The sequence below is a fragment of the Halorhabdus sp. CBA1104 genome, assembly GCF_009690625.1.
In the GTDB taxonomy this organism is placed as follows: Archaea; Halobacteriota; Halobacteria; order Halobacteriales; family Haloarculaceae; genus Halorhabdus.
Genome location: NZ_CP033878.1, coordinates 1,231,161 through 1,255,466, shown reverse-complemented (window position 1 = coordinate 1,255,466; position 24,306 = coordinate 1,231,161). Strand labels below are relative to the sequence as shown.

The window sequence follows — 24,306 nt, the reverse complement described above, 5'->3', positions numbered from 1 at the left end:
ACTCGACGGTCGATCGAGTCCGACCACTGAAGCGACTGGAAGCCATACGGGATCATCCCGAGGCATCGACGTGGGACGAACTGACAATTTGACGGCCGACGCATCGCTCGCAATTGCTCGTGAGGCCACCGAAGCCGGCGCTAAAATCGCCTGTCGATATTTCCGTGCGGGGATCGACAACGAGTTCAAGCGCGACCGGATGGATCCGGTTTCCAAAGCTGATCAGGAGGCTCAAGCGCGGATTATCGACGTGCTCGACGAGCGCGACCCGGCAGCTGCGATCGTCGGCGAAGAGAACGACGCCCGCAAGACCGTTCCCGAGTCGGGGGCGGCCTGGATCATCGATCCGATCGACGGGACGAACAACTTCGTCCGGGGCAATCGACTCTGGAGTGTCTCCCTCGCCCGGACAGTCGATGGCGAACCCGTCGCCGCCGCGACGACGTTGCCAGCCACTGACGATACCTATGCGGCCGGTGGGGACGTCGTCGAGCGCAACGGCGTCGACCACTCGGTCAGCGACCGGACCGATCCCGCCTCGCTGATCGTCGCGCCTATCTTCGGGCTGAAGCAGCGTGATCGAGACGAGTACGACCACGTGACGAGTTACATCCACCACGAATTGGGTGACTTGCGCCGACTGGGCAGCGGCCAGACCTCGCTTGCCATGGTCGCCTGCGGTGAGATCGACGCCGCGATCTCGACGGTCCACATGACGGCCTGGGATACCGTCGCCGGGGCGCACATGGTTCGGGCTGGCGGTGGCCGAGTCACTGACCTGTCCGGGGATCGCTGGCGACACGACAGCGACTCGTTGATCGCGACCAACGGGGCGGTTCACGAGGACGTAGTGGCTTCCCTTCGGGAACGTCTCGATCGCGAGTGATCGATCGGACCCGCAGATTTCGTTCGTTCCGATCCAGCCGACGACTCAGATTGTTCGCCGCGCGCTCGCGGTCGGTTCGTCCTCGAAGAACTGCTTGACGATCTTCTCTTCGGCGCGGTGGAGCGTCTCGCTGCAGGTCGATTTCGCCATGTCCATGTTCTCGGCGAGTTCGGTCAGCGTACACTCCCGCGGGGTGTCGTAGTAGCCGCGATCGATCGCTTCCCGGACGATCGTCGTCTGGCGATCGGTCAGTACTTGTTCGGGCTCGACGTGCTGGCGGAGTTGTTCGACCGTAAAGGAGATCCCAAGTGTCTCCAGTTGCTCGCCGAGTTCCGAGAGGCGATCTTGAGAGGCGGTCAACTCCCAGCGGGCTTGCCCATCGCGGATGTCGAATGGCAGCTCTAAGGGGATGCCCGAGCCGACGATCGGAAACAGCAACAGTGGGTCGGTCGTCTCGAATTGGACTAAGGCCTGGTCGTCGTGACGGCCCAACACTGCCAGATCCGTGACGGTCTCCTCGTCGTCGATCGCTCGCACGACTGCGGGGACATCCGGGCCGTCGACTTCCACGAGCCCGACGCCCGACTCGTCGCCTTTCGGAAACGCAGAGAGGACGCGAATTCGAGACTCCGGGTGATCCATCGAGAGCGCACCGATCCAGATTCGACGCGGGATCGACAACGTCAACGTCGCGTGTACCATGTCCTGCCCATGTTCGGCCCCATCCACGGTAGTTGTTTCGAACATGTTCGAACCGTCGGCCGATTCACCGACGAACGTGTTCGTCGGCAGGTTGTTCAGGCAGGGGGTCTACCTCCGGAGTATGCAAACAGTCACTGTCTCGCGGGACGTTCCCGCAGCTCCCGACGCGGTCAGCAACGGGTTCGACGACGTGGGGGCGTTCATGCGTGCAGCCGGCTTCGATTCGGTCACGGTCGAGGGCGATACCGTGACTGTCGGGCGGACGATCGGTCTGGCGGAGCTCGAACTGACACTCGAACTCGTCGAACGTGACGTGGATCTGGCGTACGAACAGGTCGAGGGGATGTTCGACGAAATGACGACGAGCTACCGGGTCGACGGCGACGGAGACGGAACGAGCGTCACAGCGACCACGGAGTTCGAACTCGGTGGGATGATCGGCTCGGCACTGGACGCGACGCTGATCAAACGCCAGCGGACACAGGAACTGCAAGACCAACTCGCCTATCTCGAAGAAGTCGCCACGACGGAGTAACCTTCTCACTCGGTCAGGAACCGGGCAAGATATCCCCGAGCGCGCCGCCAACGGCCATCGGCAGGATCGCGGTGGCGAGTTCCCCGGCTACGACTAACGGTTCGGACCACGTTAGGCGACCCCACAGCGTCATCAACACCAGTGCTGTCACGGATGCGATCACCAGGACGCCGGCGAACCGCTGGGGGATGAATCCGAAGTACGGGTCGACCACGCGAACGTCCTGAATCTCGGCGACGTAGAGGATCCCGGCCACGAGTGCGAACGTACATCCGACTGTTCCAACCAGAAAGTACGGGTGGGCCGCGAGATAGTTACCGACTTCGCTCGTCCCGCCTTCGACGAACATCGGGATGCCAAAGAGGACGCTGCCAAGTAGTGCTTCCGAGGCGTCCGCGCGGTCGAACCCGGAGATCACCCGGCCGAAGGGGCCACTGCTGCTGACCGAGAGTGCAGTTTCCCGCACGGACTCGACGCGCTCGCGTTCCTCCGGAGAGTCGACCGTTGCCTCGAGCTCGTCCAGTTCGTCGAGCAGATCGGCGACGTTGGGCTGGTCGGGTGGCCCGTCCGATGCCGGTCCGTCGAAGCTTCCCATACCTCACGTACCGAGCGCCCGGCACATGAACGTGACCCGCCTGGCCCACTCACTCCTGGCGGACGCGCCCGCCCATCGAGTCCAGAACGTCGAAGAAATTCGGGAACGACACGTCGACGTGTTCGCCACCCCGGACGGTCGTCTCGCCGTCGGCAACCAGCCCGGCGATCGCCAGGGACATCACGATCCGGTGGTCGGCCCGTCCGTCTACGTTCGCACCCGAGAGTTCGGTGTCGCCGCCGTGGATCGTCAGCACGTCCTGCTGTTCGGTGACGTTCGCCCCCATCGCACCGAGTTCCTCGGCCATCGCGCGAACGCGGTCGGTCTCCTTGAAGCGGACGTGTTCGCAGTCGACGATCCGTGTGTCGCCCTCGGCAACTGCACCGAGGACCGCGATCGTCGGCAGGAGGTCGGGCGTGTCCGCGACGCTGACTTCGATGCCCGTCAGATCGGACTGCTCGACGGTAATCTCGCCTGCCTCACGGTCCCACTCGATGTCGGCCCCCATGCGTTCGAGCACGTCCACGATCGCTGAGTCACCCTGTGCGCTCGGGTGGGCGCTCGTGACCGTCAGCCCGTCCGGTGCGGCGAGGGCGCCCGCTGCCAAGAGATAAGACATCGAGGAGAAGTCCCCCGGGACAGCGTACTCGCCGCCCGCAGGATCGTACGTCTGACCGCCCTCGACTTCGAATCCCTCAGCCGTCGATACTGTCTCGACGCCGAACGCCGCCAGAACCTCGATCGTGATGTCGACGTACGGTGCGGATTTCAATTCGGTCTCCAGATCGATCTCGATGCCGTCGTCGGTGACGGCACCGGCCATCAGCAGCGCTGTGATATACTGCGAGGAGACGTCCCCGGGGATCGACACTTCCCCGCCGTCGACAGGCCCCTTCACGACGAGTGGGGCCTGGCCGTTCCCACGCGTGCTCTCTGCGCGCCCATCGAGCTGTTCGATCCCGTCCAGTAGCGGCCCCTGCGGGCGCGATCTGAGCGAGTCATCCCCCGTCAGGACCGTGATCCCGTCGGCGAGGGCGGCCGTGGCTGTCACCAGGCGCATCGTCGTGCCGCTGTTTGCACACGTGACGATATCATCGGGTACCGACGGTTTCCCATCGAAACCGGTGATTTCGAGGGTGCCGTCACCGCGATCGACGCTGCCGCCGTAGGCCTCGACAGCCCCCATCGTCGCCTCCGTGTCGGCGCTGACGAGCGGATCTCGAACGGTTGCACCGTCGGCGTACCCCGCGGCGAGGATTGCACGGTGCGTATAACTCTTCGACGGCGGTGCCTGTACTGTCCCGTCGACCGTCGACTGGGAAACGTGGACATCCATGCGCGAGTGATCGGGAGGGGGCGACATGAGGGTACCGGTGCACCCCAGCTAGATCGTGGCCATCTGTCCGGAGATGTGCTTGACGACCCCGTGGCGTTTGACGTGTGACATTTCACCATACATTTTTCCGCTGAACCGTTCGATATCAGCACATGCGTGAGTCGATTCGGGTGCTTCACGTCGACGACGACCCGGACTTTCTCGAGCTGACCGCGACCATGCTCGATGCCGAGAGCGATCGACTCATCGTCGAGACCGCATCACGTGGGTCGAACGCGCTTGCGATGCTTCGGAACCAACAATTCGAATGTGTCGTGAGTGATTACGAAATGCCCGGGCGAGACGGGCTCGAACTCCTCGATGCGGTCCGCAGCGAGTATCCGGACCTTCCATTTATCCTCTATACTGCTCGAGGATCGGAAGACGTTGCCAGCGAGGCCATCTCGGCGGGTGTGACTGATTATCTGGAGAAATCCGGGGGCCCGGCACAGTATACTGTTCTCCGCAACCGGATCGAGAACGCCGTCGAGCAGTATCGGGCCAGCAAGCGCGCGGCCACGCTCGATCGCATCCGCAAGACTGTCCGTGACGTCAATCAGGAGTTGGTCCGCTCGCGAACCCGATCGGATCTCGAACAGCGAGTGTGTGCGGTCGTCGCCAGCGGGGCGCCCTACGAGTTCGCCTGGATCGGCCAGCGGGATACAGACGAGGGTATCGTTCGGCCACGAGCGAGCGCGGGAGACGGCCAGAACTACACATCGGAGATCACGATTACGCTCGAAGACGGGGCGAGTGCAGGTGGGCCGACCGTCCAGGCGCTCCGGGAAAACGACCTCGTTGTGACCCAATCGATCGCCGACGACGAGGCGTTTGCCCCTTGGCGGGAGGCAGCCCTCGACCGTGGGTTTCGATCGAGTGCGGCCGTGCCACTGTCCTTCGAGGACGAGCAGTACGGCGTGTTGAACGTTTACAGCACCGACCCGACCCCCTTCGACGAGACGGAGATGGACTTATTGGGCGAACTCGGCGGGGACATCGGACACGCGCTCCATCGTATCGAACGAGAGCGTCGCTATCGGCAGCTCTTCGAGGAGTCCATCAACGCGATCGCCGTCCACGAACTCCGGACCGACGAGAACGGCCAGCCGGTCGATTACGTCTTTCTGGACGTCAACGAGGCCTTCGAGCACACGACCGGGCTCGAACGAGCGGCGATCGTCGGCGAGCGTGCCACAGACGTCTTACCGGACCTCGATCCGACGTTCATCGACCGCTACGCGCAGGTCGTCCGCGAGGGCGAACCGGTCCGATTCGATCACTACGCGGAATCGCTTGAGGCACACTACGCAATTTCGGCGTTCCCACTCGATGGAGACCGTTTTGTCACGACATTCAACGATATTACGACGGTCGTCGAGCGCGACCAGGAGTTACTCGAGACCAACAGGCTCCTCTCGACGTTACTCGAGAACCTCCCGTTTGGCATCCTCGTCGAGGACCCTGACCGGGAGATCATGGCCGCGAACCCGAAACTCTGTGAGATCTTCGATTTCTCTGCCGACTGTGAGGAACTCGTCGGTACCGACTGTATGGCGCTCGCGGCCGACGTCAGTGACGATATCGCGGACGCGGACGGATTCCGCGACCGTCTCGAGGAGATTTTGGCTAGAAGACAACCGGTACTGAACGAACACGTCGAAATGGCAGACGGTCGAACCCTCTCTCGGAGCTACGTCCCGTTCTCGTTGCCAGACGGCGTGGGGAATCTCTGGCTCTATCGGGACGTCACCGACACGATCGAACGCGAACGCGAGCTACAGCGAACCAACGACCGACTCCAGTCAGTACGCGAGCAACTCGAACTCGCCTTGGAGACGACAAACGCCTATACGTTCGACTGGCACCCTGAAGACGAGGCGATCCGGCGCTACCCGACCTTCGAGGACGTCTTTGGGATCGACTCGACGACGGCCAAGCCGGTGTTCGATACCTTCTTCGAGATCATTCCGCCGGGCCACCGCGAGCGGGTCAAAGACACCATCCAGCGTGCGATCGACGAGGAAGCTAGCTACGATCTCACGTACCCGGTCGAACCGGACGACGAACGGATCTGGGTCCGCGAGCAGGCCGAAGTGTTGGACGACGGAGATGCGCCGCGTGTCGTCGGGACGGTCACCGACGTCACCGTCTTACGAGAGTACGAACAGGAACTGGAACGTCACAACGAACGCTTAGACGAGTTTGCGGAAGTCGTCGCCCACGATCTTCGGAACCCGCTGAACGTCGCGACCGGACGGGCAACGCTGCTCGATGAGGCGTGTGAGAGCGAACACACCCGTCCGTTGATCGACGCTCTCGAACGCATGGGTGATATCGTCGACAACACGCTGACTCTCGCCCGGCAAGGCGACACTGTCGGGGAAACTGAAGCCGTGGCCGTGCCGGCTGTCGCCCAGCAGTGTGCGGAGATGATCGATACCGAGGCGGTGTCGATCGATATTGCCGAGGAGTTTCGGATCCGGGGCGACCCCGATCGCGTTCGCCACGTTTTCGAGAATCTCTTTGGCAACGCGGTCGAGCACGCAACCGGAGAGCGGACGGTTTCGACCGCCGACGAATCGGCGCCACCAGCGGATGTGACGATCGCTATCGGACGAATCGGTGATCGCGGGTTTTACGTCGCCGACGATGGCCCTGGTATCCCCGAAGACGAACGGACAGCTGTCTTCGAGCCAGGGTACACCACGACAGCGGAGGGGACCGGATTCGGGCTGACGATCGTCGAACGGATCGCCGACGCCCACGACTGGGCTGTCACCGTGACCGAGAGCGAAGACGGCGGCGCGCGCTTCGAGTTTACCGACGTCGATCTCGTCTAGGCCGCCTCGAGATCACTGGACGCTCGCACTGGAGGCCCGATTGATCATGTAGACGGCGATTGCGCCCAGAATCACGTCGAGGACGACCAGCACCGCCAGTGCGGGGACGATCGTGTTCCAGATTCCACCGAAGGCAGTGATATCGAGCACTTCCATGACGTCGGCATCGAGCATGAGTGCCCGTGCGGCGTCGACGCCGTAGGTGATCGGGTTGTACGTCGCGACCGTCTGGACCCACCCCGGCATCGAACTCACCGGGAGGAAGGCACTGGAGACGAACAACAGCGGCAACTGAACCATGTTGGCGGCGATGATCGTCGACTCCTGGTCGCGCGTGATGAGCGCGACGACGTTCGAAAACGCCAGGAACCACAGTGCAAAGAGGATCGCAATCCCGATGATCGCCAGCGCCCCGGGCAGGCCGGTGGCGACCTCCGCGCCCAGAATGACGCCCAACACCAGGATGATGACGACCTGGATGACGATCCGGATCAGTTCAGAGAGGGTCTTCCCGAGGAAGATGGCGACCCGGTTCATCGGCGTGACCAGCGTCTTCTGGAAGACGCCGCTCTCGATGTCATCAACGAGCCCGATTCCCGACGAGGAGGCCACGATGAGTGCGATCTGGACGGCGATGGCCGGAACGAGATAGGACTCGTAACTGATTCCGCCAGGTAGCGTTCCCGTGACGACGTTCCCGAAGATCTGGGTAAAGAGGACGAGGAAGATGATCGGCTGGACGAGCGAGGAGACTACCACGAAGGGGTTGCGGATCGCGTTGATATTCCAGCGCATGAAGTTCGTCCAGATGTCCCGCAGAAACGTATTCGACGTCCGGACGACTTCTTCGTCGCCGACCGTATCAGTACTCATTGGCCACCCCCGTCGGTGGCAGTCGACTGGTCGGCCGCCGACGTGACGCGCTCGTCGTCCGTCGCGGCCTCGGCTTCGACGTGCTCGCCGGTAATCGCGAGGAAAACGTCGTCAAGCGTCGGCGAGCGGACGTTGAATCCCGTCACGGTGATCGCTGCGTCCCGGAGTGCAACCAGCAGATCCGGGCCGCGCTTTCGAGCCTCCCGCGAAGTCACCGAGATCCCGTCGTCGGTGACGTCGACGTTGGGATCGTCGCCAAAGAGATCGTCCGACTGGACGATTTCGGCGGCCCGCTCGCGCTCCTCGGCCCCGTCGTCGAGTTCGACGTCTAAGATCTCCCCGCCAACCTCTCGCTTGAGTGTCTCGGGCGAGCCGTCCGCGACGATTTCGCCGTCGAGAATGACCGAGAGCCGGTCACAGAGGTGGTCGGCCTCCTCCAGATACTGGGTCGTCAGAAAGATGGTCGTCCCGCGGTCGTTGATCTCCTCGAAGTAATCCCAGAGTCGGTTGCGTGCTTTCGGATCCAGGCCGGTGGTCGGTTCGTCCAGAAAGACCAGCGGTGGGCGATGGACGAGTGCCATCGCGGCATCGAGTCGCTTTTTCATCCCACCCGAGAAATCTTGGGCCTGCTTATCGGCGACGTCGGCCAGGTCGACGAGATCGAGTAGTTCGTCGATACGGCCACCTCGATCGCCGCGTGGTACGCCGTATGCGTCACAGGCAAATCGGAGGTTCTCCCGGGCGGTCATCTCGTTGATGACGCTGGTCTCTTGGGCCATGTAGCCGATCGACTCACGAACCTTCTGGGCCTCACGCTCGACATCGAAGCCGTTGACACGCACCGAGCCGCCAGTGGGGGCCAGCAACGTGGCCAGGACTTTGATCGTCGTCGTCTTCCCCGCACCGTTGGGGCCGAGAAAGCCGAAAAACTCCCCCTCAGGGACCGCAAGGGACACACCCGAGACTGCCTCTGTCCCGTCGGCGTAGGTGAGCTCTAGCCCGTCGGCTTCGATCGCCTGCCCAGCATCGGATCCGCCGGCGTCGTTGCTACTTGTACTCATCGCTCTGATCGTCGCAGCGACGCAGACTAAAATTTGTTGATTGAATATTTACTCAACACCGTTTTGGTCCTTCGGCTCTTTCGCGGTCGTATGCATAGCGACGGCAACCAGAGGGTCCCACGTAGGGCCACGGTGACAGCCGATTCAGGCGTCGACAAAACACCGCTCGACCGGGTGGTCACGGTCCAGTGGGACACACGTAGCCAAGATGGCGAGGCGGTCTCGGCTGCCGAGAGAACAGTCGGAATTTTCGCCCGCTTGCCCGCGGCTGTGCCCACACCGAACCGTGACGTCTTCGAGGGCGGAGTGTCAGGGTGGAACTAACGGAATGGCACCCGATCATCTCTTTCCGGACGCGCCCGAGGAGACTCGTATCGAGATCTTGCAAGCGACCTACGGGGCGCTGCGCGAACACGGATACGCGGACGTGACGATCGAACGCATCGGTGAACACTTCCCCAAGAGTACGTCGCTGGTCTACCATCACTACGACGGCAAGGACGAACTCCTGTTGGACTTTCTGTCCTACCTCCTCGAACACGCCGAGGCTGACCTCGGGATCGACAGTGATCTCGGTCCCGAGGCCCGCTTGCAGGTACTCTTCGACCGCGTATTCTCGCCCGACGACGACCCGGAGGCCGCCGCGTTCCGGCGGACGATGCTGGGATTGCGCGCCCAGGCGACGACCGACCCTGCCTATCAGGAACAGTTCAGCGAACACGACGCGTTCTTCCGGGATCGGCTCGCTGCGATCGTTCGCGAGGGGGTCGAGGATGGGACCTTTCGGGACGTCGATCCAGAGGCCGTGGCGACGATGTTGCACGCGACGATCACCGGCGCGATGACCCACCGGTCGACGGCCGCTGTCGATCTCTCGACGCTGCGAGCAGAAGCCGAGGCCTACGTCGAATCTCGACTGCTTGCCGAAGGGTAGCTTGCCGGCTGCCGTCGCACGCCGTTGGCCACCGCAGTCGGTACGCCTTTGGCCACCGCAGTCGGATGCGGTGGCATGGAGAAAGACTTCTCCCAACTGGAGGCCCGACTCGCCGAGTTGGAGGCCGACGGGTATCTGCTAGACGCCGATGGCACCGACCCGAACCAGCAGTACCTCTCGGGATTCGGTGCTCCCGACCCGTTTGTGACGCTGTATGCCGGTGACGTCCATCTGTTTTTCCCCCGGAGTCTCGAATACGGACGAGCCAAACGGGAATCCGACGCCGCAACCGTCGAGCGATACGTCGACTACGACTACGATCGATTGCGCGAGGAGTACGACCGGCGCGAGGCTGTCGATCGCGTCCGTGCGGCCTTCCTCGCCGAGCACGGCGTCGAATCCCTCGCTGTCCCACCGCGGTTCCCGACCGGGGCGGCCGATGGCCTCCGCGAGCAGGGCGTTACCGTCACCGTCGACTACGACAACGTGATCGAATCTGTCCGGGCGAGGAAGGCCGAGACGGAGATCGAACACGTCAGGACCGCCCAGCGGGCCAACGAGCAGGCGATGGCTGCCGCCGAGGAACTCATTCGCGGGGCGTCAGTCGACGACGAGGGACGCCTCCTGGTCGACGGCGACGTGCTGACGAGCGAACGCGTCAGCGAGGAAATCGAAGTCACGTTGCTCCGGAACGGCTGTGCACTCGACGAGACGATCGTCGCCTGTGGCGAGGATGCCGCCGACCCACACGATCGTGGGAGTGGACCACTCCGGGCCGACGAGCCGATCATCGTCGATATCTTCCCCCAGGACAAGGCGACCCAGTACCACGCCGACATGACGCGGACGTTCCTCGTCGGTGAGCCAAGTGAGACGATCCGGGAGTGGTTCGACCTGACTGACGAGGCCAGACAGGCGGCTATCGATGCAGTCGAACCGGGTGTCACCGGCGAGGACGTCCACGACGTCGTGTGTGATATCTACGAGGACGCGGGCCTGCCGACGCTCCGCAGCGACGGGAGCACCGAGACCGGCTTCATTCACACGACCGGTCACGGCGTCGGCCTCGCCGTCCACGAACAGCCGACTATCGGTCCGGGCGGCGGCGAACTCGAACCCGGCCACGTCATCACGATCGAACCGGGGCTGTACGACCCCGATGTGGGCGGTGTCCGTATCGAAGACTTTCTCGTCGTGACCGAGGACGGGGCCGAAAACCTGACCGAGTATCCAGTTTCACTCGCCGAGTAGAATCTATCATTTACAATCGTTATATTTATTAGCCCGGCTCACATCGGGTGCGATACGATGATCGAACTTCGTGTACGTGGCGCACCGTTCCGTTGAGTCCGGCCAGTACCGCTCGCCGACTACCTGCGATCCACGTCCCGATGAGTTCCAATCCGAACCACCGCCCGACCGAGACCGCGTATCGACCACCGACAACCCAACAGCCAGCGATCCCCGAGCGTGACCGCCTGTCCGACCCGGATTCGCCCGATGGCAATCCCTCGTCAGCACCGAGTATCTTCGCTCCGACCGAACGAGCGAGTCTGCCCGACATGTTCGAGACGGAGGCGGAGTATCACGAGCGGTAGTCCCAACTGACCACGCGACTCCCACGCGGACGCAACGCCTTTTTCGTCCGGTCACGACCATAGCGTATGACCGAGTACACAACCGTTTCAATTCCGAAGGACCTCGCCGATCGGGTCGAGGACACGATCGAAGGGACGAGTTTCTCATCGACCAGCGACCTCGTTCGCTTCTTGCTCCGGAGTATCGTGATCCAGCACCAGCAATCGGAGGCACTCACCGAAGCGGAGTTCGACGAGATTACGTCCCAACTTCAGGATCTGGGCTACCTGGAGTAACTGTCACGGGCCACTGCCGGCTATCGGTCGTGCCACGTGGTCACTCGTCGTCACTCTTCGAACACTTCTTCGGGCGGTTCGACGTCCAGCAGCCGTAGCTCCCGGCGCGTGTTGTCTCGATCGAACGCCACGATCGATTGCCGGTCCCACGGCGGGACGGCGACGAACAGCACCTCGTGAAAGTCGTCGGCCTGGGTTGGTTCGAGCGGCCCCTCGGGGTGGGAGACGAATCGGCCCTGGGTCTGGCCGACTGGCGTCCCGAGATCGACGCCGAAGACGAAGTTGACCGCGTTCCCGGCGTTGGGTAGATAAAAGTGTGTGAACACCGGCGTGTCCCCGTTTATGTCTAATTCCTTGAACTCGGCCGCTCGTGTGACCGACACCGAGATCGTCGTTGGATCGGGTGCTTGCTCTCCAGCACGTGCTAAGAGTACGTCGATGAGTCCTGTCGTCGCGTAGACTGGCTCTGTGGCCATCTGCTACCCGAACACGAAGTCCCGAAGGGACTCGGCGTACAGTCGCGGCGCCCGACGACGAGCCCCAGCCAGAGCGTCCTCGATCGTGGCTGCCACGTCTGTCGTTACCGGTGCCCCGTGACCGACGAGCAGCCGCTCGGGGTCGAACTGGCCGAGTCGGCGGGGTGGGCGGTGTCGGCGCATCGGGTGGACGCCGAGGTGTCGATCGCCCGTTGTGAAATACGACACTGTCCCGAGGGACTCCGCGACGACCAGCGTGCCGCTATCCTCGTCGTACAGTGCGGCTTCTTGCCAAAAGCGTGAGTCGACGATCGGGTAGACCCGATACGTGTCTGCCAGCGTCGTCCCGAAGCGCTCGATATCGGCGCCGATCTCGCTGGCGACCCCATCCATCCACTCCGGTACGTACACCGGAACATCGTGGCGCGTGGCGATCGCCCCGGCGTCGCGTTTGTGGCGGTCCAGCAGTATGACGACGCCGGCAACCTCTCCCAGGTCGGCCAGATGCTCGTCTAGCCCGTCGACGTCGACTGGATCGACGAGCCAGACCTCGCCGTCGATCCCGAGGGCGTGACTCGCCCGCTGCATCGTCTCGTCTGGCTGTGCGATCCACGTCGAGCCGTTCTCGCGGCCGTCGACCGGCTCGAACGTACCGGTGCCGGTTCCCTTCATTGGCATACCTCAGCCTACGATCCGGACTGGCATAAACCATCAGTCGACGGCTGATCTTGAGGGGGCGACGCCGATCACGTCCGGCCGTGTGCTCGACTGTCGCTCATTCGAGGCGATCGGTATCGATCTCTACGCGTGGGGGTGTCACGATCAGAAACCCACGAAAGTGAACGAGGCTCCCGCCGTTGTCCCGCACGTCGCGAGCGAACCCACCGGCCTGCTCGTTGACGTCTCCCTGGACGTCTAATACCAACACAGCCCCGTCTGTGGCGAGTTGCACCCACTCCTCGTCGGGGGTCGTCCCGTCGAGGATACCCAGAACGACGCGGTGGTCCCCCTCGTCGCCTTCTAGCTGGGACTCGACGGCCTGCAGATCCAGATCGAACTCGGACATACCCGCAATTGCGTTCGGTGAGATAAAAATCTACGCGACGCGTCCCGAATCAGTCCGGCTGTTGCCCGTCCCGCGGTCGGACCGGCACCCGGTACAGCCCCGCGACGGCAGGGACACAGTGGGGTTACCGTTCGTCGTGATCGGATTTCGACGCCGAGAGGTTCGCCGTTGATTTTCGCTGGTCGTCGACAGTGAACGCATCGAGCGTAGCGGCCAGCTCCGTCGCCCGGTCTTTGAGTTCGGTTGCGTTGTTTGCAATTTCCGTGACGGAGGCCGTTTGTTCCTCTGCGGCAGCCGACACCTGCTCGGCGTCTTCGGTGACGTTCTGGCTGATGTCGGAGACTTCATCGACACGGCTGACGACACGCTGTGTCGATTCGGCTTGCTCGTCGGTCGTCGTATTGATGTCTTGAATGCCCTGATTGGTGTCTTCGACAGCGTCGACGATTTCGTCGAGTGCGTTCGAGACTTCTCTGACTGTTTCGACACCGGTGGTGATCTGCTCGCTCGTCGTGCGGATGTCCGAAACTGTCTCGTCGGTCGCTGCCTGGAGTTGTTCGATCTGGGTTTCGATCTGTTCGGCCGACGTTCTGGTCTCCTCGGCGAGGTTCTTGACCTCGTTTGCGACGACGTCGAACCCATCGCCGCTGTCGTCGGCGTGGGCCGCTTCGATGTTCGCGTTGAGGGCGAGTAGGTTCGTCTGTTCGGCGATGTCGGTAATGAAGTCGACGACCTCCCCGATTTCGTCCATCTGGGATTGCAGTTCGAGGATCTGTTCGACGGCCGTCTCCGAGCGCGTTTCGATTTCGGCCATGTCGTCGATGGCAGATTGGGCCGCCTGCCGTCCTTCCCGGCCACGTTCGGCTGTTTCGTTTGCCGTCTCGGCGACTGATGCGGACGCAGACGCGATCTCTTCGATGCTCGCCGAGAGATCGTTCATCTCGCCTGCGGTTTCTTGCAGTGTCTCGTTTTGCTGGAGTGCACCGTCGGAGATCTGCTGGACGCGGGTCGCAACCGTCTGGCTCGTCGTCTCGATCTCGCCAGCACCGGATGCGACTTCTTCACTTGCCGTGGCGACCGATTCGGCGAAGGCCATCACGCCGCCGACAGTCTCTTCGAGTTGGTCGATCATCGCATTGAACTCGCGTGCGATCTCGGCCATCGCTTCCTGGTCGGCGTCGGGATCCATCCGTCGGGTGAGGTCGCCTTCGGCAACGGCACGCATGACGTCGCTGTAAGCCCCAGCACGCTGTTTGAGCTGTCTGCTGACCGCTTCAGCCTCTTGTTTTGCCGCTTCAGCTTCGCTTCGGGCGTTCTCTGCGTCTTCGAGGGCCTCTTCGGCCTCGGTGATGCGTTCCCGCAAGGAATTGCGCATCGCGTCGAAACTGTCGTACAGGCGCCCGATCTCGTCTTCGCGTTTGGTTTCTAAGTCCACGTCGAGTTCCCCCGCCTCCATCTGCTCGGCCCGTGACCGGAGCCGTGTCAAGGGCCTGATCGTCCGTTGGCCCAGGACGAGCCCGACGATGACGAGCGAGACCAGTCCGAGCACCACCAACAACAGCACTGACTGGGCGACGTCGTCACGGACAGCAAAGGCCGTCGACTTCTCGATATCGGTCATGGCCACCCAGTCGGTCCCCGGCACCGACGCGTAGGCAAAGACCTGATCGGCCCCGATCCGGGAGGTCGTTCCGTTTGCTGAGCCGTTACGGATGGTGTCGAACTGTGTGGCGTGGGTCGTCGCCGAGACCGTTCGATCGATATCGAGGACTGTCTCGCCGGCGTCGTTGACGATGGTCGTCCGCTGGTCAGTGTTTTCCCCTTGGACGCGCTCGAGTTGTGGCTGGATCCGACTCACGACCACGAGATAGGAGTTTGCCCGCTGTGGGACAGAGCTGGCAAAGGCCATGACCGGCCGGTCGTTCAAAACCGGCGAGCGATAGGATCGCGAGGACTGCCAGACGCGGCTGTTCTCTCCGGGACCTTCCGGCACCTCGGCGTCCGTCCAGGGGGCTGAGAGTTCATCGAGCGATCGCCCCTCGATCGGGAGTTCGGTACTCGCGATGACTTCGTTTTGGCTCGTGTTGACATAGTGCATGCTCACGATGTCTTCAGAGAGCAGCTGATCCTGGAGGAGAATATGTGCGGCGGCTGTGCGATCGGTCTGGAGTCCGTCACCGCTAGAGACCGATCTGGTACTCGTCCGCATCTCTTTGACCCACGAGCCAATCGACTGGCCCTGCAGGTTGCTGGTTTCCTCTAACTGCTGGGTCGTACTCGACTCGACGGTTTGCCCTGCCTGTACGTAGGTGAGGGCTCCGACACCCGCGATCACGAGGACGACGGCGAGAAACGCGATTGCGAACTGTGCGGCGTACCGCTGGCGGACGAAATCGGGGACGATGCGACGCCCGAACCGTGCGAGTCGCGTCCTGAGACTATCGGCCATTCGTGGTCACCCCTCGACCTCTGTCGGGACCGTAATATCTCCCGCGATGATGGCCTCTCTGGACGTCTGGATTGCTGTCTTGACGTCGTTCGGTATCGCTGGTTCGAGTGACGTCCCGTAGACCACATCGACGCCGTCCGCTTCAAGGCCGAGTGGGACGACGCTCCCACCCTGGAATCCTCCCTCGACGACGTTGCTGGTAGCGCTGTAGATAGCGTTGTCGACACGCTTGACCATACTTGCGAGGATGACGTCCGCGTATCGTGGATTACTTCGAGACTGGTCTGCGTCGACGCCGATCGCGTACCGATTCGCCGCCTGGGCCGCTTGAAAGACGCCCAGCCCGGCCCCGCCGGCTGCGTGATAGACGATATCCGCCCCGTCGTCGTACATTCCCTGTGCCATATCGAACGCCGTCTGCACGTCCGCGAAGTTTCCGACGTACGACGAACGGACGGTCACCTCGGAATCGGCGTACTTCACTCCTGCCCGATACCCCGCCTCGAACCGTTTGATCAGGTCGTTTTCGACGCCACCAACGAACCCGACGATTCGTTCATCGGGGTTGGTTGTCCCGGTTCCAAGCGTAATCTCTCTACTGGTCAACTCACCCGCGAGATGGCCCGACTGGAACGAGCCTTCGTGCTCCTTGAAGACGTAACTGGCGACGTTCTCGGCATCGACAGTCGCATCGACGATCATGAACTGCTGCTCCGGGTATTCGGACGCGATCTGTCCAAGTGAGTCCTGCTGGACGAAGCCGATACAACAGAGCAGATCGTACGTCGGTGTCTCACTGCGTGCAAGCTCTCGTTGTAGCCTCTCGATGTCTTTGGCCGCGTCCGGCTCGTGGTTCGAGAACGAAATGCCGTAGTCGAGTCGTGCTCGCTGGATCCCCCTGTTGGCCGCATCGTTGAACGACCGATCGTCGAGGCCGGCGAGGGCGTAGATCATGCCGACCTGCGTCGCGTCTTCGCCTGTCTGCTCGCCCGTCGAGGGGTCTGTTTCGGTTTCGGTGTCTGTACTGTCATCGCCGAGACAACCGGCGAGTCCAGCAATGCTGATGCCAGCAGTGGCACCGAGCAACTCCCGTCTACTGTATCGTTGTGGGCGCATTGATGGGTAGCTATCCGATACAGGTAGACTCGAAAGTATAAGCCTGTACCTCCTGATATCAGTAGTGATAATATTCACATCCAACACAATAGAAGAGGTCACTCTCGGTGAGTGGGCCGCCTGGGTTCGCCCGTCGAGAGGAGACAGAGTCCCGTTTGGCACCGCTCACGCCCAATTAGGCAACAATCGCGGGACTTTGGACGCCAGACTGGGCGATGACTTGACGTTTGCCCGATCTGGACTGTGGCTTCGAGAAGATTTAAATACGCCGACGCCGTGCCTCCGAACGCAAATGTCTAACACATCCGAGGTTGCGTCGGAATCCCCGGCGGATCGAGTTCTTCCAGGGCACACTCGATAGTACGTCCGAAATCACGGACGCACGGATTTTCGATACGACGCTTCGCGACGGGGAACAGACGCCGCGCACCTCGTTTTCTTACGAAGACAAACGAGAGATAGCGGCGCTACTCGACGAAATGGGCACCCACGTCATCGAGGCTGGGTTCCCCGTCAACTCCGACGCGGAGTTCGAGGCGGTTCGGGATATCGCCGAAAGTACCACGACGACCACCTGTGGACTCGCTCGCGTCGTCGACGCAGATATCGAAGCCGCCCTCGAGTCGGGCGTCGAACTCGTCCACGTGTTCGTCTCGACCAGTGACGTCCAACTGTCTGACTCGATGCATGCGACCCGTGAGGACGCCAAACGACGGGCTGTCGAGTCAGTCCAGCGCGTCACAGAGGCCGGTGTCGAGTGCATGTTCTCGCCCATGGACGCCACCCGGACCGACGAGGCGTTCCTGTTGGACGTCGTCGAGGCCGTTACCGGGGCCGGAGCCGACTGGATCAACATTCCCGACACGACGGGCGTTGCGACGCCCGGCCGCTTCCGGGAGATGGTTGCGAAAGTCGACGCTCACACGGACGCTCGCGTCGACGTGCACACGCACGACGACTTCGGGCTGGCGACGGCCAACGCCTTAGCGGGCTACGAGGCCGGCGGTGCTCAGGCCCAGGTATCGGTCAACGGCATCGGGGAGCGGGCCGGCAACGCCGCCTACGAGGAAGTTGTCATGGCCGCCGAGAGTCTGTACGACGTCGATACGGGTATCGATACGACTCGTATCACCGAGCTGTCCCGGCTAATCGAGGACAAAAGTGGTGTCGATACCCCGGGTAACAAGCCCGTCGTCGGCGAGAACGCCTTCTCCCACGAATCGGGCATCCACGCCGCCGGCGTCATCGAGAACAGCGAGACGTTCGAGCCTGGCGTCATGACTCCCGAGATGGTCGGTGCCGAGCGCGAACTGGTGCTTGGCAAACACACTGGCCAGCACTCGGTCCGCGAGCGACTCCGCGATGCCGGCTTCGCGCCGTCAGATTCGGAGGTACGGGAGGTCACCCGCCGGGTCAAGGCGTTCGGTGCCGAGGACAACCGCGTCACGATGGACGTCCTCGAACGGTTTGCCCGCGACGTGGGCGTCGAGGCACGTGAGGAGGTCAGTGCTTGAGATGACGTCCACGTCGCCCGCTCAGCCCGGCCAGCGACCGCTGTCTGCTGTCTTGGCAACCGTTCGTGGATCCATCTCACGGAACGTTTATAATGAACGACGACGACGTTCCGGTACCGATGTGCCCGCTGGTCTCGTCTGGAGTGCGATCCGGTGCCAGCGGCGCGTCCGACCTGCTTCTGAGCGGTATTGTAGGGGCACTATAGCCCCGATAGTACCACACTTCTCACGACGATCGTACGGCGCGTTGACTACCAGCGAGCAGACGCCAGCCATGACACATCAGCATTCACCGACGCCGCATCCGCGGGCAGCCAGTCCGCGAGCGGCACCCACAGCACGGAGGTATCGCCCATGAGCGAACGCGCGTTCCATCAAGATCCAGAGCCCGAACCGCCAGCTGACGACGAAGCGCAAGCCACTGACGACGCCCGTGAAGTGACGACAGGCGCGGAAGCCGCGATCATCGCCTTAGAGGAGGCCGGCGTCGACATGGCCTTTGGCGTCCAGGGCGGGGCGATCATGCCCGTCTACGACGCCCTCTATGACTCGGACATCGAGCACATCACGATGGCTCACGAGCAGGGTGCCGCCCACGCTGCCGACGCCTACGGCATCGTCTCGGGTGATCCCGGTGTCGCGATGGCGACCTCCGGGCCGGGCGCGACGAATCTCGTGACGGGCATCGCCGACGCCTCGATGGACTCGGATCCGATGATCGCGCTGACGGGCCAGGTCGCGACGGATTTCGTCGGCAACGACGCCTTTCAGGAGGTCGATACCGTCGGCATTACCCAACCGATCACCAAACAGAACTACTTCGCCGGCGACCCGGATACCCTCGGCGAGGACGTCAGCGAGGCGTTCGCACTGGCCGATGCTGGCCGACAAGGGCCGACCCTGGTCGATCTGCCCAAAGACGCCAGCAAGGCCGAGACTGACGTCCAGCCGGTCTCCCCCGAAACGCCAGAGACCTACCATCCGCCCGAGACCGCAGACGAGGTAGTCATCGAGGCGGCCGCCGAAGCCTTGGAAGCGGCCGATCGGCCGGCCATCCTCTCGGGTGGGGGCGTCATCAAGGGCGAAGCTCACGACGAACTGCGTGCGTTCGCCCGGGAGTACGAGATCCCGGTGATCACGACGATGCCTGGACTGGGCACGTTCCCCGAGACTGACGCCCTCTCGCTTGGCATGGCCGGGATGCACGGCACCGGCGCGGCCAATATGGCGATCACCAACTGCGACGTGTTGTTGGGTGTCGGGACGCGTTTCGACGACCGCCTGACTGGCGGCGTCGACACCTTCGCGCCCGACGCCGAGGTCATCCACGTCGAGATCGACCCCGCCGAGATCAACAAGAACATCTACGCCGATTACCCGTTGTTGGGCGACGCAGAGCGCGTCCTCGAACAGCTCGACGACGAACTGACGGACGCACCAGAGGCCGAGACGTGGCGCCAACAGTGCCAGACCTGGAAATCGGAATATCCGCTGGACTACGAGACGCCCGAGGACGAGCCGCTGAAACCGCAGTACGTCGTCGAACGCTTCGCCGAACTGGCAGACGACGATGCGATCGTCACCACCGGCGTCGGCCAACACCAGATGTGGGCCTGCCAGTTCTGGACGTACACCGAGCCCCGCACGTGGGTCTCTTCCAACGGGCTGGGAACGATGGGCTACGGCGTCCCGTCGGCCATCGGCGCGAAGCTGGGTGCGCCAGATCGGGAGGTCGTCACCTTCGACGGCGACGGGTCGTTCCTGATGACGATGCAGGAACTCTCGGTCGCGGTCAGGGAAGATCTGGACATCACGTACGTCATCCTCAACAACGAGGCGATCGGGATGGTCCGCCAGTGGCAGGACGGGTTCTACGAGGGTCGGCGGATGGCAAGCGAGTACCCGTGGATCCCCGAGTTCGACCTGCTGGCGGAATCCTTTGGCGCGCGTGGCTTCCGGCTCGAAGAGTACGACGAGGTCGACGACGTGATTCAGGAGGCTCGCGAGTACGACGGGCCGGCCGTCATCGACGCGATCATCGACCCCGGCGAGAACGTCTACCCGATGGTTCCGAGCGGCGGCGACAACGGACAGTTCGCCCTCTCGGAAGACCAACTGGACTCCCTCTAACAATGAGCAGTGGAGAACTCCCTGGGCCAGCCCCCGAGGAACGGATTCGACCCGAGGGCCGGCGCAACGAGCAAGGCATTCGTATCGACCCGAAAGCGGAAGCGACCCACCAGCCCCGCCACGCGGTGCTGTCGGCGCTGGTCAAACACGAGCCCGGCGTCCTCGCTGAAGTGTCCGGGCTCTTTAGCCGCCGGCAGTTCAACATCGAGAGCCTCACTGTCGGGCCGACGACCGACGACGGCGTTGCCCGGATGACGATCGTCATCGAGGAACCCGAGCCTGGCGTCGAGCAGGCCAAAAAACAGCTCCGGAAACTCATCCCGACGATCGCCGTCGAGGAACTCGAGCCCGAGGCGATGCGGCGGGAACTCGCCCTCGTGAAAGTTCGGGGCCAAAAGCCCGACGACGTCCAGTCGGTCGCGGAGATGTACAACGGCCAGGCGGTCGACGCCTCGCCCAACGCCGTGACCGTCGAGATCACGGGCAGCAAACAGAAGATCGACGCCGCCGTCGAGGCCTTCGAACAGTTCGAGGTCGAGGAAGTCGTCCGCACTGGTGCAGCAGCCCTCGAACGCGGCGCGGAGACGATGGACGCAAACGGGTACGCGAGCGGTGAGTAACGCCACCGCTCGCCTGGCCATGACGACACGATAGATTGACACCCACGCAACGCAGACACGGAGACGACAACCATGACCGAGGAATTCAACGCGACAGTATACTACGACGACGACGCAGACGAATCGTATCTCGCAGACACGACGGTAGCGGTCCTTGGCTTTGGCAGCCAGGGCCACGCTCACGCCCAGAACCTCGACGACAGCGGCGTCGACGTGGTCGTTGGCCTGCCGGAGGGCAACGAGGATCGCCCGGTCGCCGAAGACGCCGGTCTGACGGTCAAGACGCCGGCTGACGCCGCAGCGGACGGCGACATCGTCGTGATGCTCGTCCCCGATACGGTCCAGCCGGCCGTCTACGACGACATCGAGGACAGCCTGGAGCCGGGGGACACCCTCCAGTTCGCTCACGGCTTTAACATCCACTACGGCCAGATCGAACCGCCGGAGGGCGTCGACGTGACGATGGTCGCCCCGAAGTCCCCGGGCCACCTGGTCCGGCGGACCTACCAGCGCGGCGAGGGCACGCCCGGTCTGGTCGCGGTCTACCAGGACGAGAGCGGCCAGGCCAAGGAGGCGGCCCTCGCGTACGCGAAGGCGATCGGCTGTACGCGAGCTGGCGTCATCGAGACGACCTTCCGCGAGGAAACCGAGACCGACCTCTTTGGCGAGCAGGCCGTCCTCTGTGGCGGCGTCACCGAGATGATGAAGGTCGGCTACGAAACGCTGGTCGACGCCGGATACAGCCCGGAGATGGCCTACTTCGAGGTCATGAACGAGATGAAGCTGATCGTCGATCTGATCTACGAGGGCGGGCTGATGGAGATGTGGAACTCCGTCTCCGATACCGCCGAGTACGGTGGCCTCACCCGCGGGGAGTACGTCATCGACGATTCGGCCCGCGAGGGGATGGAGCAGATCCTCGAAGAGGTCCAGAACGGCGAGTTCGCCAAGGAGTGGATCGCCGAGAACCAGACCAACCGGCCGAGCTACAAGCAGTTGCGAGACGCAGAACAGAATCACGACATCGAAAACGTCGGCGAGTCCCTGCGGGACCTGTTCTCCTGGGACGAGCAGGCGGAGTGATCGACGCGACACAATGAACGCACGCTATCGAACGCAGACAACGGACGGACGAGTATGAGTCAGGGAACGCTGTACGACAAGGTGTGGGATCGCCACAAGGTAACGACCCTACCCAACGGGCAGGATCAGCTATTCGTCGGACTCCACCTCATCCACGAGGTTACCAGCCCACAGGCCTTCGGCATGCTTCGCGAGCGCGATATCGAGGTTGCCCGACCGGATCTGACTCACGCGACCGTCGATCACATCGTCCCGACGAGCGATCAGTCCCGGCCCTACAGCGACGACGCGGCCGAGGAAATGATGGGCGAGTTGGAGGCAAACGTCCGCGATGCGGGTATCGACTTTTCGGACCCGACGACGGGCGATCAGGGTATCGTCCACGTCATCGGCCCGGAGCAGGGCATCACCCAGCCCGGGAAGACGATCGTCTGTGGCGACAGCCACACCTCGACCCACGGCGCCTTCGGCGCACTGGCCTTCGGCATCGGCACCTCCCAGATTCGGGACGTGCTGGCGACCCAGTGCATCGCCATGGAGAAACAGAAGGTCCGCAAAATCGAAGTCGACGGTGAACTGGGTCCGGGCGTCGAGGCCAAGGACATCATCTTAGAGATCATCCGCCGACTGGGCACCGACGGCGGCGTCGGCTACGTCTACGAGTACGCCGGCGAGGCCATCGAGAACCTGGACATGGAAGGCCGGATGAGCATCTGTAACATGTCCATCGAGGGTGGCGCTCGCGCGGGCTACGTCAACCCCGATGAGACCACCTACGAATGGCTGAAAGAGACGGACTACTTCCAGGAGAATCCCGAGGCCTTCGACGAACTGAAACCCTACTGGGAGTCCATCCGGAGCGACGAGATGGCCGAGTACGACGACGTGGTTCACATCGACGCGAGCGAACTCGAACCGGTCGTCACCTGGGGCACGACCCCCGGTCAGGGCATCGGCATCACCGATCCGATTCCTGCGCCCGAGGACCTGAAAGAAGACAAGCAGGAGACCGCCCGGCGCGCCCAGGAACACATGCGCGTCGAGCCCGGCGAGACGATGGCGGGCTACGACATCGATGTCGTCTTCCTGGGCTCGTGTACGAACGCGCGCCTGCCCGACCTGCGTCGAGCCGCAGACATCATCGAGGGCCGGGAAGTCGACGACAGCGTCCGGGCGATGGTTGTCCCCGGGAGCCAGCGCGTCCAGCAGGCCGCCGAGGAGGAAGGCCTGGCCGAGACCTTCCGGGAGGCCGGCTTCGAGTGGCGCAACGCCGGCTGTTCGATGTGTCTGGGCATGAACGAGGATCAGCTGGAGGGTGACGAGGCCTCCGCATCCTCCTCGAACCGGAACTTCGTCGGCCGGCAGGGCAGCAAAGACGGGCGGACGGTGCTGATGAATCCCCAGATGGTCGCCGCCGCGGCGATCACCGGGGAAGTGACTGACGTGCGCGAACTGCCGGAGGTGACCCCCGCATGAGCGACTTCGACGCCGACATCCCCGAAGTCCGGGCAGTGAACGGCACCGGCGTGCCGATCCGGGGCAACGACATCGACACCGACCAGATCATCCCCGCGCGGTTCATGAAGGTCGTCACCTTCGATGGCCTGGGGCAGTTCGCCTTTTTCGACGTTCGGTACGACAGCGCGACTCCAGCTGAGTCGCGAGACGGAGACGGCGGAGCCGTCGAAGTGGACAACCAGAAAGAGCACCCGATGAACGAGGACCAGTTCCGGGACGCCTCAGTCATGGTCGTCAACGACAACTTCGGGTGTGGCTCCTCACGGGAGCACGCCCCCCAGGCGTTGATGCGCTGGGGGATCGACGCGTTCATCGGCGAGTCCTTCGCCGAAATCTTCGCGGGCAACTGCCTCGCGCTGGGCATGCCCACCGTGACGGCCGACCACGAGACGATCGCCGACTTACAGGAGTGGGTCGAGGAGAACCCCGACGGCGATATCGACATCGACGTTGCAAGCGAGACCGTTACCTACGGCGATCAGACCGTCGAGGTCAGCGTCGATGACGCCCAGCGACAGGCGTTAGTCGAGGGTATCTGGGACACCACCGCGTTGATGAGTGCAAACGAAACGAGATTGCGGCGACGGCCGACACGTTGCCATACCTGGAATAAGAGGCCCGTCGTCGCAGTCGGATTCGGGCCGTTTGACTTCTCAACG

General features: G+C 63.0%; 22 protein-coding genes and 1 pseudogene. 13 read left to right on the top strand and 10 right to left on the bottom strand.

All coding sequences use genetic code 11. From position 1 onward, the window contains the following. The first annotated feature begins 70 nt into the window (after positions 1-70). Positions 71-886, top strand: a complete 816-nt coding sequence (locus Hrd1104_RS06380; RefSeq protein ID WP_229770557.1) for an inositol monophosphatase — start codon at positions 71-73, stop codon at positions 884-886. A gap of 45 nt (positions 887-931) precedes the next feature. Here Hrd1104_RS06380 and Hrd1104_RS06375 read toward each other — a convergent pair whose 3' ends face one another. Next, positions 932-1,588 (bottom strand): helix-turn-helix domain-containing protein, encoded by a 657-nt coding sequence (locus Hrd1104_RS06375; protein WP_154553210.1) that lies wholly within the window; start codon positions 1,586-1,588, stop codon positions 932-934. A gap of 121 nt (positions 1,589-1,709) precedes the next feature. Between Hrd1104_RS06375 and Hrd1104_RS06370 the strand changes: the two genes are divergently transcribed. Continuing rightward, positions 1,710-2,123, top strand: a complete 414-nt coding sequence (locus Hrd1104_RS06370) for an SRPBCC family protein (protein ID WP_154551959.1) — start codon at positions 1,710-1,712, stop codon at positions 2,121-2,123. A gap of 13 nt (positions 2,124-2,136) precedes the next feature. Here Hrd1104_RS06370 and Hrd1104_RS06365 read toward each other — a convergent pair whose 3' ends face one another. Both Hrd1104_RS06365 and aroA read right to left on the bottom strand, forming a co-directional pair. Then, a complete protein-coding gene (locus Hrd1104_RS06365; RefSeq protein WP_154551958.1) occupies positions 2,137-2,718 on the bottom strand; it encodes a DUF2391 domain-containing protein in 582 nt (193 codons plus the stop codon). Positions 2,719-2,767: 49 nt separating this feature from the next. Beyond that, positions 2,768-4,054 carry a 3-phosphoshikimate 1-carboxyvinyltransferase gene (gene aroA / locus Hrd1104_RS06360; RefSeq protein WP_154551957.1) on the bottom strand — a complete coding sequence of 429 codons (1,287 nt, stop codon included), beginning with the start codon at positions 4,052-4,054 and terminating at the stop codon, positions 2,768-2,770. A gap of 152 nt (positions 4,055-4,206) precedes the next feature. On the opposite strand from aroA, the gene Hrd1104_RS06355 reads away from it, so the two are divergent. After that, positions 4,207-6,933, top strand: a complete 2,727-nt coding sequence (locus Hrd1104_RS06355) for a response regulator (RefSeq protein WP_154551956.1) — start codon at positions 4,207-4,209, stop codon at positions 6,931-6,933. 12 nt (positions 6,934-6,945) lie between these two features. Here Hrd1104_RS06355 and Hrd1104_RS06350 read toward each other — a convergent pair whose 3' ends face one another. Together Hrd1104_RS06350 and Hrd1104_RS06345 are read right to left on the bottom strand one after the other, a co-directional pair. Then, complete coding sequence (locus Hrd1104_RS06350) at positions 6,946-7,806, bottom strand: ABC transporter permease (RefSeq protein ID WP_154551955.1); 861 nt, start codon at positions 7,804-7,806, stop codon at positions 6,946-6,948. Beyond that, positions 7,803-8,867 carry an ATP-binding cassette domain-containing protein gene (locus Hrd1104_RS06345; protein WP_154551954.1) on the bottom strand — a complete coding sequence of 355 codons (1,065 nt, stop codon included), beginning with the start codon at positions 8,865-8,867 and terminating at the stop codon, positions 7,803-7,805. Before Hrd1104_RS06345 ends, Hrd1104_RS06350 begins: the two co-directional genes overlap by 4 nt. Before the next feature lie 328 nt (positions 8,868-9,195). On the opposite strand from Hrd1104_RS06345, the gene Hrd1104_RS06340 reads away from it, so the two are divergent. The 4 genes from Hrd1104_RS06340 (at position 9,196) to Hrd1104_RS06325 (ending at position 11,675) form a co-directional block, all read left to right on the top strand. Next, the gene (locus Hrd1104_RS06340) at positions 9,196-9,801 is read left to right on the top strand and encodes a TetR/AcrR family transcriptional regulator (protein ID WP_154551953.1); all 606 of its coding nucleotides are present in this window, start codon (positions 9,196-9,198) and stop codon (positions 9,799-9,801) included. A 75-nt stretch (positions 9,802-9,876) separates the two neighbouring features. Continuing rightward, a complete protein-coding gene (locus tag Hrd1104_RS06335) occupies positions 9,877-11,052 on the top strand; it encodes a Xaa-Pro peptidase family protein (RefSeq protein WP_154551952.1) in 1,176 nt (391 codons plus the stop codon). 140 nt (positions 11,053-11,192) lie between these two features. Continuing rightward, positions 11,193-11,399 carry a hypothetical protein gene (locus Hrd1104_RS06330; protein WP_154551951.1) on the top strand — a complete coding sequence of 69 codons (207 nt, stop codon included), beginning with the start codon at positions 11,193-11,195 and terminating at the stop codon, positions 11,397-11,399. 66 nt (positions 11,400-11,465) lie between these two features. Then, the gene (locus tag Hrd1104_RS06325; protein WP_154551950.1) at positions 11,466-11,675 is read left to right on the top strand and encodes a ribbon-helix-helix domain-containing protein; all 210 of its coding nucleotides are present in this window, start codon (positions 11,466-11,468) and stop codon (positions 11,673-11,675) included. 50 nt (positions 11,676-11,725) lie between these two features. Here the strand turns inward: Hrd1104_RS06325 and Hrd1104_RS06320 are convergent, their stop codons facing one another. The 5 genes from Hrd1104_RS06320 to Hrd1104_RS06300 form a co-directional block, all read right to left on the bottom strand. Continuing rightward, positions 11,726-12,151, bottom strand: a complete 426-nt coding sequence (locus tag Hrd1104_RS06320; protein ID WP_154551949.1) for a hypothetical protein — start codon at positions 12,149-12,151, stop codon at positions 11,726-11,728. Positions 12,152-12,154: 3 nt separating this feature from the next. After that, on the bottom strand, positions 12,155-12,829 hold the full coding sequence (locus tag Hrd1104_RS06315; RefSeq protein ID WP_195837644.1) for a hypothetical protein: 675 nt from the start codon (positions 12,827-12,829) through the stop codon (positions 12,155-12,157). Positions 12,830-12,926: 97 nt separating this feature from the next. Beyond that, positions 12,927-13,217 (bottom strand): DUF5779 family protein, encoded by a 291-nt coding sequence (locus tag Hrd1104_RS06310; protein ID WP_154551948.1) that lies wholly within the window; start codon positions 13,215-13,217, stop codon positions 12,927-12,929. A gap of 124 nt (positions 13,218-13,341) precedes the next feature. Next, positions 13,342-15,666, bottom strand: a complete 2,325-nt coding sequence (locus tag Hrd1104_RS06305) for a methyl-accepting chemotaxis protein (RefSeq protein ID WP_154551947.1) — start codon at positions 15,664-15,666, stop codon at positions 13,342-13,344. 6 nt (positions 15,667-15,672) lie between these two features. Next, entirely contained in the window at positions 15,673-16,782 is a 1,110-nt protein-coding gene (locus Hrd1104_RS06300; protein ID WP_154551946.1) for a BMP family protein, read from the bottom strand. A gap of 311 nt (positions 16,783-17,093) precedes the next feature. Between Hrd1104_RS06300 and Hrd1104_RS06295 the strand changes: the two genes are divergently transcribed. From Hrd1104_RS06295 to leuD, 6 genes and pseudogenes are all read left to right on the top strand, one after another. Then, entirely contained in the window at positions 17,094-18,296 is a 1,203-nt protein-coding gene (locus Hrd1104_RS06295; protein WP_199268273.1) for a LeuA family protein, read from the top strand. Between the two features lie 354 nt (positions 18,297-18,650). After that, the gene (ilvB, locus tag Hrd1104_RS06290) at positions 18,651-20,426 is read left to right on the top strand and encodes a biosynthetic-type acetolactate synthase large subunit (protein ID WP_154551944.1); all 1,776 of its coding nucleotides are present in this window, start codon (positions 18,651-18,653) and stop codon (positions 20,424-20,426) included. A gap of 2 nt (positions 20,427-20,428) precedes the next feature. Beyond that, complete coding sequence (gene ilvN, locus Hrd1104_RS06285; protein WP_154551943.1) at positions 20,429-21,046, top strand: acetolactate synthase small subunit; 618 nt, start codon at positions 20,429-20,431, stop codon at positions 21,044-21,046. 72 nt (positions 21,047-21,118) lie between these two features. After that, positions 21,119-22,129, top strand: a complete 1,011-nt coding sequence (gene ilvC, locus Hrd1104_RS06280) for a ketol-acid reductoisomerase (protein ID WP_154551942.1) — start codon at positions 21,119-21,121, stop codon at positions 22,127-22,129. 54 nt (positions 22,130-22,183) lie between these two features. Then, the gene (gene leuC, locus Hrd1104_RS06275) at positions 22,184-23,605 is read left to right on the top strand and encodes a 3-isopropylmalate dehydratase large subunit (RefSeq protein WP_154551941.1); all 1,422 of its coding nucleotides are present in this window, start codon (positions 22,184-22,186) and stop codon (positions 23,603-23,605) included. Next, positions 23,602-24,260: pseudogene (gene leuD, locus Hrd1104_RS06270) on the top strand (3-isopropylmalate dehydratase small subunit). The gene leuC and the pseudogene leuD overlap by 4 nt, the downstream one beginning before the upstream one ends. Positions 24,261-24,306 lie beyond the last annotated feature (46 nt).